This is a genomic window from Sulfurirhabdus autotrophica (assembly GCF_004346685.1).
Classification (GTDB): Bacteria; Pseudomonadota; Gammaproteobacteria; order Burkholderiales; family SMCO01; genus Sulfurirhabdus; species Sulfurirhabdus autotrophica.
On sequence record NZ_SMCO01000001.1, the window covers coordinates 64,104 to 79,603 of the forward strand.

At 45.4% G+C, this 15,500-nt stretch carries 14 protein-coding genes; 4 read left to right on the plus strand and 10 right to left on the minus strand.

From position 1 onward, the window contains the following. Positions 1-3: 3 nt before the first annotated feature. From EDC63_RS00305 to trxB, 10 genes are read right to left on the minus strand one after another with little or no spacing between them, the layout of a single operon-like run. On the minus strand, positions 4-375 hold the full coding sequence (locus tag EDC63_RS00305; protein ID WP_124947922.1) for an SMR family transporter: 372 nt from the start codon (positions 373-375) through the stop codon (positions 4-6). Then, positions 372-2,024: a glycosyltransferase family 39 protein gene (locus EDC63_RS00310; protein WP_124947921.1), complete on the minus strand. Its 1,653-nt coding sequence runs from the start codon at positions 2,022-2,024 to the stop codon at positions 372-374. Before EDC63_RS00310 ends, EDC63_RS00305 begins: the two co-directional genes overlap by 4 nt. A gap of 47 nt (positions 2,025-2,071) precedes the next feature. Beyond that, positions 2,072-3,037: a lysylphosphatidylglycerol synthase transmembrane domain-containing protein gene (locus tag EDC63_RS00315; protein ID WP_132920854.1), complete on the minus strand. Its 966-nt coding sequence runs from the start codon at positions 3,035-3,037 to the stop codon at positions 2,072-2,074. Next, positions 3,038-3,910 carry a decaprenyl-phosphate phosphoribosyltransferase gene (locus EDC63_RS00320; RefSeq protein WP_124947920.1) on the minus strand — a complete coding sequence of 291 codons (873 nt, stop codon included), beginning with the start codon at positions 3,908-3,910 and terminating at the stop codon, positions 3,038-3,040. It abuts the gene before it with no gap. Between the two features lie 4 nt (positions 3,911-3,914). Then, on the minus strand, positions 3,915-4,538 hold the full coding sequence (locus EDC63_RS00325) for an HAD-IB family hydrolase (protein WP_223248456.1): 624 nt from the start codon (positions 4,536-4,538) through the stop codon (positions 3,915-3,917). Then, complete coding sequence (locus EDC63_RS00330; protein WP_124947919.1) at positions 4,535-5,272, minus strand: SDR family oxidoreductase; 738 nt, start codon at positions 5,270-5,272, stop codon at positions 4,535-4,537. Before EDC63_RS00330 ends, EDC63_RS00325 begins: the two co-directional genes overlap by 4 nt. Further along, positions 5,272-6,624 carry an FAD-binding oxidoreductase gene (locus tag EDC63_RS00335; RefSeq protein WP_189836555.1) on the minus strand — a complete coding sequence of 451 codons (1,353 nt, stop codon included), beginning with the start codon at positions 6,622-6,624 and terminating at the stop codon, positions 5,272-5,274. The genes EDC63_RS00330 and EDC63_RS00335 overlap by 1 nt, the downstream gene beginning before the upstream one ends. Further along, complete coding sequence (locus tag EDC63_RS00340) at positions 6,624-8,126, minus strand: glycosyltransferase family 39 protein (RefSeq protein WP_124947917.1); 1,503 nt, start codon at positions 8,124-8,126, stop codon at positions 6,624-6,626. The genes EDC63_RS00335 and EDC63_RS00340 overlap by 1 nt, the downstream gene beginning before the upstream one ends. A 10-nt stretch (positions 8,127-8,136) precedes the next feature. Next, entirely contained in the window at positions 8,137-8,715 is a 579-nt protein-coding gene (locus EDC63_RS00345; RefSeq protein WP_124947916.1) for a Smr/MutS family protein, read from the minus strand. Then, positions 8,712-9,668, minus strand: a complete 957-nt coding sequence (gene trxB, locus EDC63_RS00350) for a thioredoxin-disulfide reductase (protein ID WP_124947915.1) — start codon at positions 9,666-9,668, stop codon at positions 8,712-8,714. The genes EDC63_RS00345 and trxB overlap by 4 nt, the downstream gene beginning before the upstream one ends. 266 nt (positions 9,669-9,934) lie before the next feature. Here trxB and EDC63_RS00355 point away from each other — a divergent pair, with 266 nt between their 5' ends. The 4 genes from EDC63_RS00355 to serS are packed head-to-tail and all read left to right on the plus strand — an operon-like array spanning position 9,935 to position 15,497. After that, positions 9,935-12,223 carry a DNA translocase FtsK gene (locus tag EDC63_RS00355; protein ID WP_124947914.1) on the plus strand — a complete coding sequence of 763 codons (2,289 nt, stop codon included), beginning with the start codon at positions 9,935-9,937 and terminating at the stop codon, positions 12,221-12,223. A 46-nt stretch (positions 12,224-12,269) separates the two neighbouring features. Next, entirely contained in the window at positions 12,270-12,893 is a 624-nt protein-coding gene (gene lolA / locus EDC63_RS00360; protein ID WP_124947913.1) for an outer membrane lipoprotein chaperone LolA, read from the plus strand. After that, positions 12,886-14,199, plus strand: a complete 1,314-nt coding sequence (locus EDC63_RS00365) for a replication-associated recombination protein A (RefSeq protein ID WP_132920855.1) — start codon at positions 12,886-12,888, stop codon at positions 14,197-14,199. Before lolA ends, EDC63_RS00365 begins: the two co-directional genes overlap by 8 nt. A gap of 14 nt (positions 14,200-14,213) precedes the next feature. After that, a complete protein-coding gene (gene serS / locus EDC63_RS00370) occupies positions 14,214-15,497 on the plus strand; it encodes a serine--tRNA ligase (RefSeq protein ID WP_132920856.1) in 1,284 nt (427 codons plus the stop codon). Positions 15,498-15,500 lie beyond the last annotated feature (3 nt).

Consider the following 15,500-nt stretch of genomic DNA (forward strand, 5'->3'; position numbering starts at 1 on the left):
TATCTAGCTTCTGGAAACAACGTATACGCCAACAATAATAATGCCGATACCCACTATCCGGCTAATGGTGACAGCTTCGCCGAAAAGATACCATGCGGCAAGGGCGTTGACTACATACCCGATGGAAAGCATAGGATAGGCGATGCTGACTTCAACCCGTGACAGGGCCATGATCCAGACTACGACGCTGATCACATAACATGCGAGACCGCCTGCTATGTGAGGTTCTGTAGCCAGTTTAAAACCGATCGGGAGGATATTGTCCCGGCTGAACTCAAAATGACCCACTGCATTGGTTCCTGCTTTAAGCAACAGCTGGGCCATAGCATTGAGTAAAACACCGGATAAAATAATGCCGAAGGTGAGTATATTCATGGTGTTTTTACAATAATCCTGCGAGTGTCTTTTGCGATAACCTGCATGGGTAAATGATCTGCTTGCAACCTGTTGAAGGTTTCAGGCTTCATGATAGCCAGTGCATAGGGCTGTTTGCGCCAGATTTCTTCGAATGTACTGATTAGGGGAATCCATTTGTCTGGCTCTTGTTCAATCCCAAAAGCCATTTCATCTTGATATTCAACCAGAGTGACGGTGCGCTTTATATAAAAGGGCAGAGTTTGCTCATACATATTGACACTATAAAAAGGCACGTCTGGCTTTAAGTAAGGTTTTATTTCCTGAGCAAGGTGATAAGCTGAACTGGCTGGTGAAAGGCTGTTATGACCAGCCAAAGCCAATTGACCAGCAATAAGACTGCTCAAGGCTAGGGCTATAATTGCGCCACGGACACGTTCTTGATAACTTAAATACAAGCCAATAAGCGATCCTGTAAGCCAGATTGCCGCAGCGGGGTACAGCCAGGTAATATAATTTTGGTAGAGTGCTACAGGCACTTCGTCACTGGCAAAGCTGATGACTTTGGGTATTAAAACCAGTCCTGCTGCAGCCAGAACAGCAATGGGTATGATTTGCCAAAACAGGGTTCTGCTCTTGATCTGAGTAAGTCTTTCACCAATCAATAATGCCAGTGCGGGGAAAATCGGCAGTATATAAGATGGCAATTTTGAACTGGATACGGAGAAAAACACAAAGATAAAAACCGCCCATATCAACAGAAAGCGTTTGGGCTGGAATGTGTTTTTATCTGCGTCAGTTTTTTTCCAGGCGTGAGCGAGGCTGTCAAAAAGCATGACAAGCCACGGCAGTATGCCTAAGAGCAAAATTGGAATGAATGTGTACCAAGGGTGAAAGCGATTGTGAACCTTGGTCAGAAATCGTTCAAAATGCTCGTGAATAAAGAAAAAGTGAAAGAACTCAGGGTTGGCGAGTGATACTGCAATAAACCAGGGCGCTGTAATAGCAAAAAACAGCAGCAATCCGCTGATCAGATGCAGACGCTTCCACAAAGCAAAATCCCGTTGAATCAAGGTGTATAAAACCAGAACTGCACCAGGTAATACGCCGCCAATTAATCCTTTGCTTAAAATCGATAAAGCGAGTGCAGCCCAGGTCACCAGCATCCAGACTTTGTTTTCACGCGGGGTTGCAGATGACTGTTGGGCTAGCAGAAACGCCATTAATCCTGCGCCCATGAAAAAACTGACACCCATATCCAGCGTGATGATGTGGCCAATCATCGCGTAGAGCAGACTGCTCCCCAGAACCAGTGCACTATAGAGGCCAGCTTCTTTGCCAAAGAGTCTGCTACCTGCATAGAAGGTGAACAGCACCCCAATAAATCCGGTCAGCGCACTCCATAAACGTGCTGTCCAATGGTGTTCTCCAAACAGATCATATGCAGCAGCGGTAGCCCAATATTGCAAGGCGGGTTTTTCAAAGTATTTGATACCGTTCAGGCGTGGCGTTTTCCAGTCTCCAGTGACTGACATTTCCCGCGGAATTTCTGCGTAACGGCCTTCATCAGGTCTTACCAGATTGCGATAATCGAGGTTGCTGAACCAGATTAGCGTAAAGACTAAAAATACCCAAAACAGGCAGCGTCGTGAAGGAGATTGAAAGGTCATTGAAAATTGGTAATGCGCTGATTATGACAATGCGGCGAAGTATAGCATTATTTTGCCTGTTCCCGCACGGGCATAGCCAAGGCGATGATGCCAAGTATGACGGCGAACCAAAGTGTTGCCAGCCTGATGATCAAGGTGGCAGCAACGGCTTGGGGTTGTTCTACATGGTTTAGCATTAATAGGGCAAGCATCGTAGCTTCAGCGCCACCTAACCCACCGGGCAAAAAGCTCAATGCGCCAATCAGCATAGAAAAGGCGTAAATAAATAGCGCGGTTTGCAGCGATATATTATTTTCTAACAGGGAAAGAATGTAATAAAAAGCAACCCCTTCGGATCCCCATGCAATCAGTCCGAATACTATACCCAGAATTAACATAGGCAGTCGAAAGCATCGGCCTGAATGCAGAACGATATCAATGGTAGAGCTAACCAGTTTTCCTGGTCGAACGGGCAGGCGGTTTTTTGCGACAGATTTCAGAAATTTGAGTAATGTTGTTTGTTGTAACAAACCTAGTCCGATGAGGATGGCGATGGCGAGCGCCACAACTAGCGGTTGAGCTTGGGGGTATACCCATAATCCAATGGAAACCAGTATTAACATACTGATCAGGTTTGAAAAATGTTCAGAGAAAAAGGCAGCCAGGCTTTCAGGGTAAGAAACGCCATACCTTTTAAGAAATACGCTACGGATTGCTTCACCAGCCTTGCCGGGCAGGATAGTCAGGCCAAATCCCGCGATGTAGATATGGAAGCTGGGTGCCCAATGAATATGATGCCCTAGTACAGCCAGAAATTTCTGCCAACGGATAAAGCGTAACCCATAGTTAACCAGCGAAAGGATGAGTGCGATGGCTATGCCAATCAAGCCTACCTTTTCGATGGCTGCAAGAACGTCCTTCCAGCCTCCCCATAGGGTAAAAATTAAATAACCACCAACACTCATTAATACAATCAGGATCAACGCGCGGAGGCGCCATCCTGAAAGGAGCGATTCAGACGAATGATTCGTCATCTAGGAAATCAGCAGAATGGTCGTGGTCAGCCATGCGATGACCACTATCAATAAATGGGGGTCGCGGACCAGATCATGGGAGGGATCGCCCCCTTTGCTTTGGTGGTGTAGCAGATATATGTAGCGAAATATGCCGTACATCACGAATGGTACGGTGTAAATCAAGTTGTGGGTGCCATGGATATGTATGGTATCCGGGCTCATGGTATACAGGCTGTAGCTCATGATCAAACCGGCGGCGGTAATGCCAATCATATTGTCCAGCAGCACCGGGCTGTAGTGTTGTAATACTTTTCTGTGAGTGCTTTTATCTTCTGCCAGTGCATTGATTTCTGCCCGCCGTTTGGCAAAGCCCAGGAAAAGCGTCACCATTAAACCACATAGCAGGAGCCATTGTGATGGGGGGATGCCTACGCCAAGTGTTCCGGCAAGAATGCGCAACATAAAGCCGGTAGCTATGATGAAAATATCCAGAATCACCACATGTTTAAGCCAGAACGAATAGGCTGTATTCATGATTGCGTAGGAGAGAATGATCCAAATTACGGTGGCAGACACCAGTGTGGCAAGGGCAATAGCGGATATCGCCAGAATAACAGCTAGCATAAGGGCACTGGTTATTGAAACGGTACCGGCAGCTAGCGGTCGGTGTTTCTTTTTGGGGTGGTGCCTGTCCAGTTCCCGGTCAATGATGTCATTAATGATATAGATAGCGCTGGAGACAAAAGAAAAAGCGACTGCGACGAGAATGACGTGCTCAATCAATGTTGCATCGTGCCAGGCATGTCCGAATAACAATCCAGTAAAAACGAACGCATTTTTCACCCATTGATGGGGGCGCATGAGGCGAAACAAGGCAAATAGTCTTTTCATATTATTAATGACTGGGCATTTCCCGATAAAAAGCGTGGTCAGCCATGGATAGTAATTCTTTATCTCCCTCGCTGTCACCATAGGCATATAAAATATAACGCTTTCTATCGCCCATCAGTGCTTCCAGCCTTCTGGCCTTTTCAATGCCAAAGCAATTCGCACCGGATAATTTGCCGGATATGTATCCATCTGACCGTACTTCAAGGCTGGAGCAGATGACTTCGTCAAAGCCATGGATCAAGGCCCAGGGTTGCAGGTAAATATCCAGAGATGCGCTGATTAATATGCAACGGTGACCTTGTTTTTTGTGCCACTCGAAACGTTTCATCGCTTCAGGTCGCAGCAGGTTGGGCAATTTTTGCGCAGCGAATTGCGCGGCTTTATATTTTAGCGCATCCATTTTTACGCCCCAAAAAAAACGCGTAAATACTTGTTCTTTGGCAAGGTCGTTTCTGATCAAGCCTAGTTTATACCCGACCAATACAGGAAGAAGCAGGATAAAGTTACGGAAAAACGTCAATTGTCCTGACACATGTGACAGGAATGGAAAAAGGGTGTCCCGGTTAGTCATCGTGCCATCGAAATCAAATGCCGCTACAACTTGTTTGTCAGCCTGCCATCCGCTCACAGTTTCATCCGTTTGAAAATAAATTCCGGAATGTGTTTGATGATCAGCATGATGTAGCGCCAAAACCAGGGGAGGTAGATGATGTCGGAAGATTTGTTCAAGGCGCCAACAATACGATTACCCACATACTCAGGTGAGGCAACCAGAAATAATCCCGGCATGCCAAACGTCATGGCAGTGTCAACAAACCCTGGCTTAACGGTAATTACTCTTACGCCACTGCTAAATAATCTATTGCGCAATCCTTGCAGAAACAAACTTAAAGCACCCTTGGCTGCACCATATACATAATTGCTCTGACGGCCTCTATCTCCTGCCACGGAAGTGATGCCGATAATAAAGCCGAATTGCAATGGTTCAAAGTAATTGGCACATATACTCAGGAAAGACGCCGCGCCAGTGAAGTTATTGGCAATGATTTTTGCCCCGGTTTTGAAGTCACGTGCCGCCAGTTGATCACCCAGAAAGCCAAAAGCCAGCACTACGCCGCTGATACCATGCATTTCCTGAACAACATCCTGAAAAAAGGGTTCATGAGTTTCAATTGCTTCAGCATCAAATAATCCGTAGCTAACCTTGACGCCATAGCGAATCTGTAAATCTGCAGCCGTACGTTCAAGTTCATCTTTATCTCGCGCAGCCAAATATAAATCATTGCCCTTGGCAGCAAAAGCAGCTGCCGTTGCTCTGGCAATAGCGGATGTGGCTCCCAGAATCAATACGGTATCACTCATTACGCAGTCTCCCCGATCTTTAAACGCTGGGAAAGGCTGGAGCGGAATCGATTTTCAGGATCGATTAATGTTTTGACGTTGAGCCATTCTTCATAACGTGGGTACATGGTGTGAAATGACTCAGGAGAAAGACGTGCGTCTTTTGCAAGATACACGCGTCCACCATGTTGCATGACAATTTGGTCAAGTCTATTCAACAGAGGAAATATTCCCTGATCGCGAATGGGTAAATCCAAAGCCAGGGTGTAACCTGTCATGGTAAAGGAAAGCATCCCTTTGCTTTCAGCGCCCAAACGTTTCAAAACGGCTAAAAATGAAGGGTGGCGGCTATTGGTAAGTGTTTCCAGTATGGCTTTGATGCCCTCGAAACTGGTTTTGTCTGGAATGACGCATTGGTACTGTAGAAACCCCTGTTTACCATACATGCGATTCCAGTTGTTTAGCCCGTCCAGAGGATAAAAATAGGGATCATAATCTGTCAGATATGGACTTGTTTTTTTGCCTTCATGGCTGTAATAAAATGCATTGAATTTTCTGATGCTAAAAGAATTCAGCGTAAAGGCAGGGAAATTAAACGGGATAGAAATTGCGTGTCTTTTTTTGATGTTGTAGCGGTTTTCAATCCTGAAGGGCAGTTCGTCATCATTGGCATGGTGTCCGCACATGACTACACCACGGCCCAGTTCACGCCCCGATACAAGGCTATCAATCCAGGCTACTGTATAGCTGTCGTCTGCCGTGGGGTTTTCCAGAAGCTTGAAAATTTGCTCAAGGTTAGGCGTTTTATAATGGCGAACCATCATTTGCGAACTGTGAATGTGGATAAGTTTTATCGTTACTTCACCAATAATGCCAGTCAGGCCCATGCCGCCAACTGTCGCCCAGAAAATATCAGAATGATTCTCTGGAGAACATTCGATACGGCTGCCATCGGCCTTGATCAGTTCGATGCTGAGAACGTGATTTCCAAAACTGCCATCATGGTGGTGGTTTTTACCATGAACGTCCGCAGCGACACATCCTCCAAGTGATACGTGTTTTGTTCCCGGAGTAACCGGTAGAAACCATCCTTTAGGCACAATAGCATTCAGAACTTCATCTAACGTGACACCCGATTCAGCACGTAATATGCCATTTTCTACATCAAGTAAAAGCAGGCGATTAACGCGTTCTGTCAGAATAACATGCCCATTTTCATTAAGTGCAGCGTCTCCATAGCTGCGACCTTGGCCTCGCGCAATCAGGGTGGGTGAGGAAGGCTTGAGATCGGCGTAACGTTCCGGACGCTCTATTTCGCATGATTGTACTGGGTAACGTCCCCATCCGGACACTGGTTTGATGAGAGTAGCCATCAGGGTTTGGCTCCTTCATTGAAATATTTTTCGCAAAAATAACAGGGTGTGTGTGGCAGATAATCAGGGATTTTATAATATTTATCTTTAATTGGTGTCAGCACTTTTATTTTATATTGTTCATAATTGAAGTTATAGCCTAGCACATAAAAAAAGGTTGCACCGCGAAGGGTAAATTGTTTGAACTCCACCCGCTGAAAGTAGGGGGCGTATTGGGAAATGTCAGGTGCTGATTTTTTCACAATCAGGATATTGCGCCCACTAAACTGACGGAAATCGGTAACAATGTCATCCTGTCTTGCATGGTAAGAACCTTCACCAAATACAAAAAAATCTTTGCCATAACTATAAGAGATGATTGCTGCGGGCGTATAACCATCGGCAGCGAGTAAAAACTGTTTTTCGTACGGCCGGATATGGTCTGCAATTTCATTGGTTTTGAACATGAAAACAATACCATCGTACCACTTGGTTTTAATCCAGGTTTCCATGGGCATGACTGAGATAACAGTGATGATAGCCAGATGGGTAATACTGAACCATGCCATGAACTTAGTTGTTTTGATTAACTCTGCACGTGATAAATAGTGGAAAAGTAAAATATATAAAAAAGGGTAAAACGCCAAAACCCAATGCAGGCCAATCAGTTTTTTTAAAGCAAGTGCTGCAAAAGCAGCCATGGGAATGAAAAAGGCAAAAAAGAACAACTTCAAGTTGTCATTATTGAGACTTCGCACAAAATTGGCTCGGTGTTTGAATAAATAGTAAACAACCGGGGGTGTCATTAAATATATCTGGGTGCCAAAATAGGTAGCGATTTTGCCTAAAGAAAATTGTTCACCCTCATTTCGGGTGTAAAGATTGAATAGAATGTTGTCCCAGCAGTGAGTGTAGTTCCAGTAAATATTAATCAATGCGAAAGGCAAGGCAGCCAGATAGAGCAGGGCAAAACCACGAGATTTATGCCAGTTTTTGGTGGAAAAAAGAAAATAGGTTAAATAAGCTAGGCCCAGTAAAACTGCGAAGTATTTTGATAAAAATGCCATGCCGAAAAAAATACCGGATAGCCCATACCAGACCAGTTGATCTTTTTCTAACGCTTTGTACAGCGAAGCTGCTGATAAAAATGCGAACAAAATAAGTGGTGTATCGGTTGTAATCAGTACATTAATGATGTTTAGTGGTGAAATAAGAAAAAGAATGGCTATCAGCGCAGCCTTGGTTTCATCACGGGTTTTAAGAAACTGATATATGCCAATACCAATCAAAGAGGAGAGCAGTATGGCCGGCAGTCGCAGAATAACTTCCGAGTCGCCCAGAAAACGCATACCATAAAGAAACCAGCCAGCCATGGGCGGATGGTCGTAATAACCAAAGTCCAGATTTTTTGCCCAAATGATGAAATAGGCCTCGTCACCTGACATAGGAATAACATATGCCAAGAGCAGCTTGATCAGAAAGGTTGCAAGCAGAGTGGCTTTAAAAACGTTGCTAAAATTCATGAAATTATTATCAGTTGTTTTGGTTTTTAAGCAGAACTATAACAGCGCCACCACCGCCATCCGCTGGCTTTGCATGGCAATATGCCAAAACCTCACCCCTTTGCATCAGCCAGTTTCGTGTTTTTATTTTAAGAATCGGCTCCTGGTTTTTTGAACTCAAACCTTTTCCGTGGATAATACGCACACAGCGAGCACGCATTTGCTGGCACTCGGTCAGAAATGTGACCAAAGCAAGTCGTGCTTCATCACTCGTCATGCCGTGTAAGTCCAGTTCAGCTTGAATACCCCAATGGTTTTTTCTTAATTTTCTTAATATATCTTTTGCCAATCCATGACGCAGGAATGGTGTATCAGAATCTGTTTCTTGATCTGATTGCCAGAGAATATGGTCACTCAACAAATCAGCCTGGGGGGGATTTACCAAAATTTTTCTGGATTTTGGAATAGGGCCAAGTTTGCGTGGGGGATGAAAGACTTTGCCTGTAGTGAGCAAAGGTTCGGCTTCTCGCACAGCATCGCGAAAAGCCGATATATCTTCAGTCGACAAGGATGGCGCGGTAACAACATCCTTATCTTTGCCTGTTTTCATGCTTTGCCGAGATCATCCAAATAACGCTCGGCATCCAGCGCAGCCATACAACCAGTACCAGCGCTGGTTACGGCTTGACGGTAGATGTGATCTTGCACATCGCCCGCAGCAAAAATACCTGGAATACTGGTAAGCGTAGCGTTTCCAGCACTGCCACCTTGAGTAGTCAGGTAGCCGTTTTTCATTTCCAATTGTCCTTCGAAAATACCGGTATTGGGTGAATGGCCAATTGCAATAAAGACACCTTGCAGCGCAATATCTTTGGTGCTGCCATCTTTGGTGTTTTTGATGCGAATGCCGGTAACGCCGGTCTTGTCACCCAGGACTTCATCCAGTTCATTGAAATATTCAAGAGTGATGTTGCCGGTTTTTGATTTTTCTACCAGTTTGTCCACCATGATTTTTTCTGCTTTGAATGTATCGCGGCGATGAACCAATGTAACGTGTTTAGCAATATTGGACAGGTATAAAGCTTCTTCTATGGCTGAATTGCCACCACCGATTACTGCAACATCCTGGTTCTTGTAGAAAAAACCATCACAGGTTGCGCAACCTGATACGCCTCGGCCCATAAATGCTTGTTCGGACGGCAAACCAAGGTACTTGGCAGAGGCGCCTGTCGCAATGATCAGTGCATCGCACGTATAGGTGCCCGCATCACCGATCAGGGTATAGGGTTTTTCTGTCAATTTGGCTGTGTGGATCTGATCAAAAATGATCTCGGTGTTAAAACGCTCAGCGTGCTTTTGAAAACGCTCCATCAACGCTGGTCCCTGAACGCCATCCACATCTGCTGGCCAGTTATCCACTTCGGTTGTAGTGGTCAGTTGGCCACCTTGTTGCATGCCAGTAATCATTACTGGTGCAAGATTTGCGCGGGCAGCGTAAACGGCTGCAGTGTAACCAGCGGGGCCAGAACCCAAAATCAGTAGACGGGAATGCTTAACGGACATGAAAATCTCTCCTAATAAAGTTTACAGGCAGTCTGACTGCTATGAAAAAAACTACTGCAAAGGAATTGAAAGGGCTATATTTTGCTGATTCTTTGGGGGAAATAATTTTATTTTCCATAAAAATCAATAAAATACATCCCGATTTGGTCACTTTCCATTTGGTTCTTCAAGTCTCGCAGACGACCAACGTGTTGCAAAAAATAGGCCATTTTATCAGGAAGCGCGAATAGTTGTTATAATCGGCCGATTATTGGTTGATAAATTTAATGGCCCAGAATAGAAAATCAACATTAGTTACGCCTAATGATAAGGCGCTCCCTCCTAAAATTGCTAAACTTGTGCGTGAAGCATGGTGGATTGGCCTGGTCGGTATTGCAGTCTTTTTGTCGCTGATTTTGTTCAGCTACAATCGGGCTGATCCCGGTTGGTCTCACAGTGCAACCCAGCCAGATTTGTATAATGCCGGGGGGGAAATCGGCGCCTGGATTGCGGATTTATTATTATATCTATTCGGCTTGTCAGCCTATTGGTGGCTCGTGTTTCTGATTTATGCCGTGTGGTGGGGTTACCGGCGTATAGATCGTGTTGATTCACCTGACCGTCGATCACTTATTATTGCGGGTATTGGCTTCATGTTATTGCTGCTTGCTAGCAGCGGTATTGAAGCTTTGCGGCTTTATTCTTTAAAAATGGCATTGCCATTGGCTCCGGGTGGCATGATGGGGACGGTGGTGAGCAGCATGCTTTCCAAATCCCTTGGCTTTACCGGCTCAACGCTTTTCTTGCTAATTGTTGCAGCTATTGGTATCAGCCTTTTTACCGGAACATCCTGGGTTCAATTGATTGAACGGTTTGGCGGCGCAATTGAAGACGGTTATTTTTTTGTGATCAATAGCTGGCGTAACTTGCAGGACAGAAAAGCAGGCGTTGCGGCAAAGAGCAAAAGAGAAGAATATGTTGCAGTAGAAAAAAAGCGTGTTGATGAACAGCCCCCTATTCATATCGAACCGGCTTTCACTGAAATTCCTAAATCTGAACGCATCATCAAGGAAAAACAGGCACCACTGTTTGATGAATTACCCGATTCTCCTCTACCTCCCCTACGTTTGCTTGATGAAGCAGAACAAGATGTAGAAACGATCAGCCCGGATACGCTGGAATTTACTTCACGGCTGATTGAACGAAAATTAATGGAATTTGGTGTTCAGGTTCAGGTTATTGCAGCTTACCCCGGACCAGTCATTACCCGTTATGAAATAGAACCTGCAACAGGTGTAAAGGGAAGTCAGATCACCAACCTGGTCAGGGACCTGGCTCGTGCGCTTTCAGTTGTCAGTATTCGGGTGGTGGAAACCATCCCTGGTAAGGCTTGCATGGGACTGGAAATTCCGAATCCCAAACGGCAGATTGTGCGTCTTTCCGAGATAATCAGCTCCCAGGTTTATAACGACATGGCTTCGCCCCTTACGATAGTCATGGGTAAAGATATTGCAGGCAAAGCAGTCGTGGCAGATTTGGCCAAGATGCCCCATGTACTCGTAGCAGGAACGACCGGCTCAGGTAAGTCAGTTGCGATTAACGCACTTATTCTCAGTCTGCTCTATAAAGCGACGCCTTCTGAGGTACGCTTACTGCTGGTTGACCCAAAAATGCTGGAGCTATCTGTTTATGAAGGGATTCCACATTTGCTGGCACCGGTTGTCACTGATATGAGTCAGGCAGCTAATGGATTGAATTGGTGTGTAGGCGAAATGGAGCGGCGCTACAAACTGATGTCTGCTTTGGGAGTGAGGAATATCGCTGGTTTTAATCAGAAATTACAGGAAGCGCACAAAGCGGGCACTCCGATAACCCACCCATTCAGCCTCACTCCTGACGCTCCTGAACCGCTGGATGAAGTGCCAATGATTGTAGTCGTGATCGATGAATTGGCTGATTTGATGATGGTTGTAGGGAAAAAAGTTGAAGTGTTGATTGCCCGTCTTGCACAAAAGGCGCGTGCGTCTGGTATCCATCTGGTACTGGCAACCCAGCGCCCTTCAGTCGATGTCATTACCGGCTTGATTAAAGCGAATATTCCCACTCGTGTTGCGTTTCAGGTATCCAGCAAAATTGACTCGCGTACCATACTTGATCAAATGGGTGCTGAAGCCTTGTTAGGGCAGGGCGACATGCTTTATTTACCGCCAGGTACAGGTTATCCGCAGCGGGTTCATGGTGCTTATGTCGCTGATGGCGAAGTACATAAGGTGGTCGAATATTTGAAAGCGCATGGAGAACCGCACTATATTGAAGGTATGCTTCAGGGGGGTGAAGTAGAATCTGACGCTGATGGTGAAACTTCCAGTGGGGGAAGTGAGTCTGACCCATTATATGATGAAGCGGTAGCGATTGTTTTGAAATCTCGCCGTGCATCGATTTCTTCCGTTCAACGTCAGTTGCGTATAGGTTATAACCGTGCAGCCAGACTAATTGAGCAAATGGAAGCTGCGGGACTGGTTTCACAAATGCAAAGTAATGGAAATCGTGAAGTATTAGTGCCTAACCGCGAATAATTGGCATTTCAAGGCGCTTTTGAGCGACTATTTTATCTGGAGTATTATGAAAATTCGCTTTCAATTAATATTGGTATTATTGTTTTCGTTCTTCCTCTCATTTTCAGCGAGTGCGTCCAGTCTCGATAAACTGAAAAACTTTATCCAGCAAACCCATTCAGCAAAAGCGCATTTCACTCAATCGGTATTCAGTAAAAGTGCTCGCCCTGGCCAGGAATCGAGCGGCACGATGCAATTTATGCGGCCTGGAAAATTTCGCTGGACCTATGAAAAGCCCTATGAACAATTGATTGTTGGTGATGGAGTTAAGCTTTGGGTGTATGACGCAGAACTTAATCAGGTAACAGTGCGAAAACTGGATCAGGCAATTGGAAGTTCACCTGCGGCATTACTTGCGGGGAATAATGAAATTGAAAAATTCTTTACTTTGAAAGATGTGGGCTTGAAAGAAGGGTTAGAATGGCTCGAAGCAACACCAAAGGGAAACGAAAGCACCTTTGAAAGTGTGCGCATGGGTTTTGGACCAGCGGGTCTGCAGGTTATGGAATTACATGATAATTTTGGCCAGATTACGCTGATTCGTTTTTCTGCAATTGAGCGCAATCCTAAAGCTGTGGCCGATCTGTTTAAGTTTGTGCCGCCTAAAGGCGCGGATGTGATTGGTGAGTGATCTATTTACTCAGCCATCCGTACAACCCCCTTTTGCGGAGCAGTTACGCCCCAAAATACTGGATGATGTAATCGGCCAGTCGCACTTGTTGGGTAAAGGCAAGCCACTTCGTTTGGCTTTTGATTCGCGCAAATTGCACTCCATGATTCTTTGGGGACCCCCCGGTGTTGGAAAAACCACGCTTGCTCGGCTCACGGCAAATGCTTTTGACGCTGATTTTATTGCGCTTTCTGCTGTGTTGTCCGGTGTAAAAGATATTCGAGAAGCGATAGACAAAGCAAAGTTGAATTTGGAACAATATGGCAAGCATACCATTCTGTTTGTTGATGAAGTGCATCGCTTCAATAAATCCCAGCAAGATGCTTTTTTGCCTTTTGTAGAATCCGGGCTGGTTACGTTCATTGGCGCAACAACTGAGAATCCCTCTTTTGAAGTGAATAGTGCTTTGTTATCTCGTGCACAGGTATATGTGCTTCAAGCACTGAATGAAGCGGAACTGACTCAACTTTTTGATCGTGCTCACCAACAGTTTATGCCTGACCTGGCGATTTCTGACGATGCAAAGGCGTTGCTGGTAGGCTATGCAGATGGCGATGCACGGCGACTACTTAATCTGCTTGAGCAGATTAATACAGCCGCAATGACTTCCGAAGTATCGCAAGTTGATGAGCCGTTTGTGCGTGAAGCATTGGCTAAGAGCGGGCGGAGGTTTGACAAGGGCGGGGAGGAATTCTACGATCAGATTTCCGCCTTGCACAAATCGGTGCGTGGATCGAATCCTGACGCAGCTTTATACTGGTTGTGTCGTATGCTGGATGGAGGTGCAGATGCACTTTATCTCGGCAGACGTATCATACGCATGGCATCGGAAGATATTGGCTTGGCTGACCCTAGAGCGCTCCGGTTAACGCTGGATGCAGTTGAAACATATGAACGGTTGGGAAGCCCAGAGGGTGAGTTGGCCTTGGCCCAAGCTATTATTTATCTTGCAGCAGCACCTAAAAGCAATGCGGTTTATGTAGCGTATAATAATGCCCGCGCATTTATCAAAAATGACAAGACGCGGCCTGTTCCGCTTTATTTACGTAATGCGCCAACAAAACTCATGAAAGAACTGGGTTACGGGCATGCTTATCGCTACGCGCACGATGAACCTGATGCGTACGCAGCGGGTGAAAATTATTTGCCAGAAGGTATGGCAGACATGAATTTTTATGAACCAACCCCGCGCGGATTGGAAGCAAAAATTGGCGAACGGCTTGCTTATTTGCGGTCGCTGGATGAACAAGTTAGAAAAAGAAAATAAAATCTGGAGTTTTCATGTTAGATATTCAACTATTGCGCAATGATCTGGAAGGTGTGGCGCAGCGCCTCTTAACTCGTGGATTTGAACTGGATGTTCACCAGTTTCAGACGCTGGAACAGGATCGCAAGACGATTCAAACACGCACACAAGAATTGCAGGCCAAACGTAACCAAACTTCTAAGTTGATCGGCCAGGCTAAAGCAAAAGGCGAAGATGTATCAGCCATTATGGCTGAGGTGGCAAACTTGGGTGACGAATTAAAAGAAGCGGAATCTCAATTGGATGCATTGCAGGCAAAGCTGAATGATATCCTTCAACAAATTCCTAATTTACCCCATGAAAGTGTACCTACAGGTAAATCTGAAGAAGATAATGTCGAGATTCGTCGTTTTGGGACGCCAAAAGCTTTTGATTTTCCGGTAAAAGATCATGTAGATGTAGGTGAAGGGTTAAAATGGCTGGATTTTGCAACGGCGACTAAGATCAGTGCTGCGCGCTTTACCTTACTGAAAGGTTCGCTTGCAAAATTGCATCGTGCTCTCGCACAGTTTATGCTGGATGTACACACAGAAGAACATGGTTATTGCGAGGTGTACGTTCCTTATCTGGTCAATGCTGAAAGCATGTATGGCACCGGGCAATTGCCTAAATTTGAAGCGGATTTGTTTGCCGTACAAAAGGGCGAAACTGAAAAACTGTATCTTATTCCTACTGCAGAAGTGCCGGTGACGAATATCGTACGTGACGAAATTGTGCCGATGGAAGATCTGCCTTTGAAATTTGTAGCCCACACTCCATGCTTCCGGTCTGAGGCAGGTTCATATGGTAAAGACACACGGGGTATGATACGTCAGCATCAATTTGAAAAGGTGGAGATGGTGCAAATTGTTCACCCCTCCAAATCCTATGAAGTGCTGGAAGAACTGACAGGCCACGCCGAAGCTATTTTGCAGAAACTGGAGCTACCTTATCGAGTTGTTTCCCTGTGTACTGGGGATATTGGTTTTTCTTCTGCAAAAACCTATGATCTTGAAGTGTGGTTACCTGCCCAGGATACATATCGTGAAATTTCATCCTGTAGCAATTTTGAAGCGTTTCAGGCGCGTCGTATGCAAGCTCGTTTTCGCAACGAGAAAGGCAAACCGGAACTGGCACATACCATCAATGGCTCAGGTCTTGCAGTAGGGCGTACATTGGTGGCTGTTCTGGAAAATTATCAGAATGCAGACGGGAGCGTGACAATTCCAAACGTGTTGAGACCCTACATGAATGGTATGGAAAAAATCACCACTAAATGAGAG

Coding starts and splice junctions, on each gene's coding strand:
- EDC63_RS00305 (WP_124947922.1), bottom strand. CDS start 375: ATGAATATACTCACCTTCGGCATTATTTTATCCGGTGTTTTACTCAAT.
- EDC63_RS00310 (WP_124947921.1), bottom strand. CDS start 2,024: ATGACCTTTCAATCTCCTTCACGACGCTGCCTGTTTTGGGTATTTTTA.
- EDC63_RS00315 (WP_132920854.1), bottom strand. CDS start 3,037: ATGACGAATCATTCGTCTGAATCGCTCCTTTCAGGATGGCGCCTCCGC.
- EDC63_RS00320 (WP_124947920.1), bottom strand. CDS start 3,910: ATGAAAAGACTATTTGCCTTGTTTCGCCTCATGCGCCCCCATCAATGG.
- EDC63_RS00330 (WP_124947919.1), bottom strand. CDS start 5,272: ATGAGTGATACCGTATTGATTCTGGGAGCCACATCCGCTATTGCCAGA.
- EDC63_RS00335 (WP_189836555.1), bottom strand. CDS start 6,624: ATGGCTACTCTCATCAAACCAGTGTCCGGATGGGGACGTTACCCAGTA.
- EDC63_RS00340 (WP_124947917.1), bottom strand. CDS start 8,126: ATGAATTTTAGCAACGTTTTTAAAGCCACTCTGCTTGCAACCTTTCTG.
- EDC63_RS00345 (WP_124947916.1), bottom strand. CDS start 8,715: ATGAAAACAGGCAAAGATAAGGATGTTGTTACCGCGCCATCCTTGTCG.
- trxB (WP_124947915.1), bottom strand. CDS start 9,668: ATGTCCGTTAAGCATTCCCGTCTACTGATTTTGGGTTCTGGCCCCGCT.
- EDC63_RS00355 (WP_124947914.1), top strand. CDS start 9,935: ATGGCCCAGAATAGAAAATCAACATTAGTTACGCCTAATGATAAGGCG.
- lolA (WP_124947913.1), top strand. CDS start 12,270: ATGAAAATTCGCTTTCAATTAATATTGGTATTATTGTTTTCGTTCTTC.
- serS (WP_132920856.1), top strand. CDS start 14,214: ATGTTAGATATTCAACTATTGCGCAATGATCTGGAAGGTGTGGCGCAG.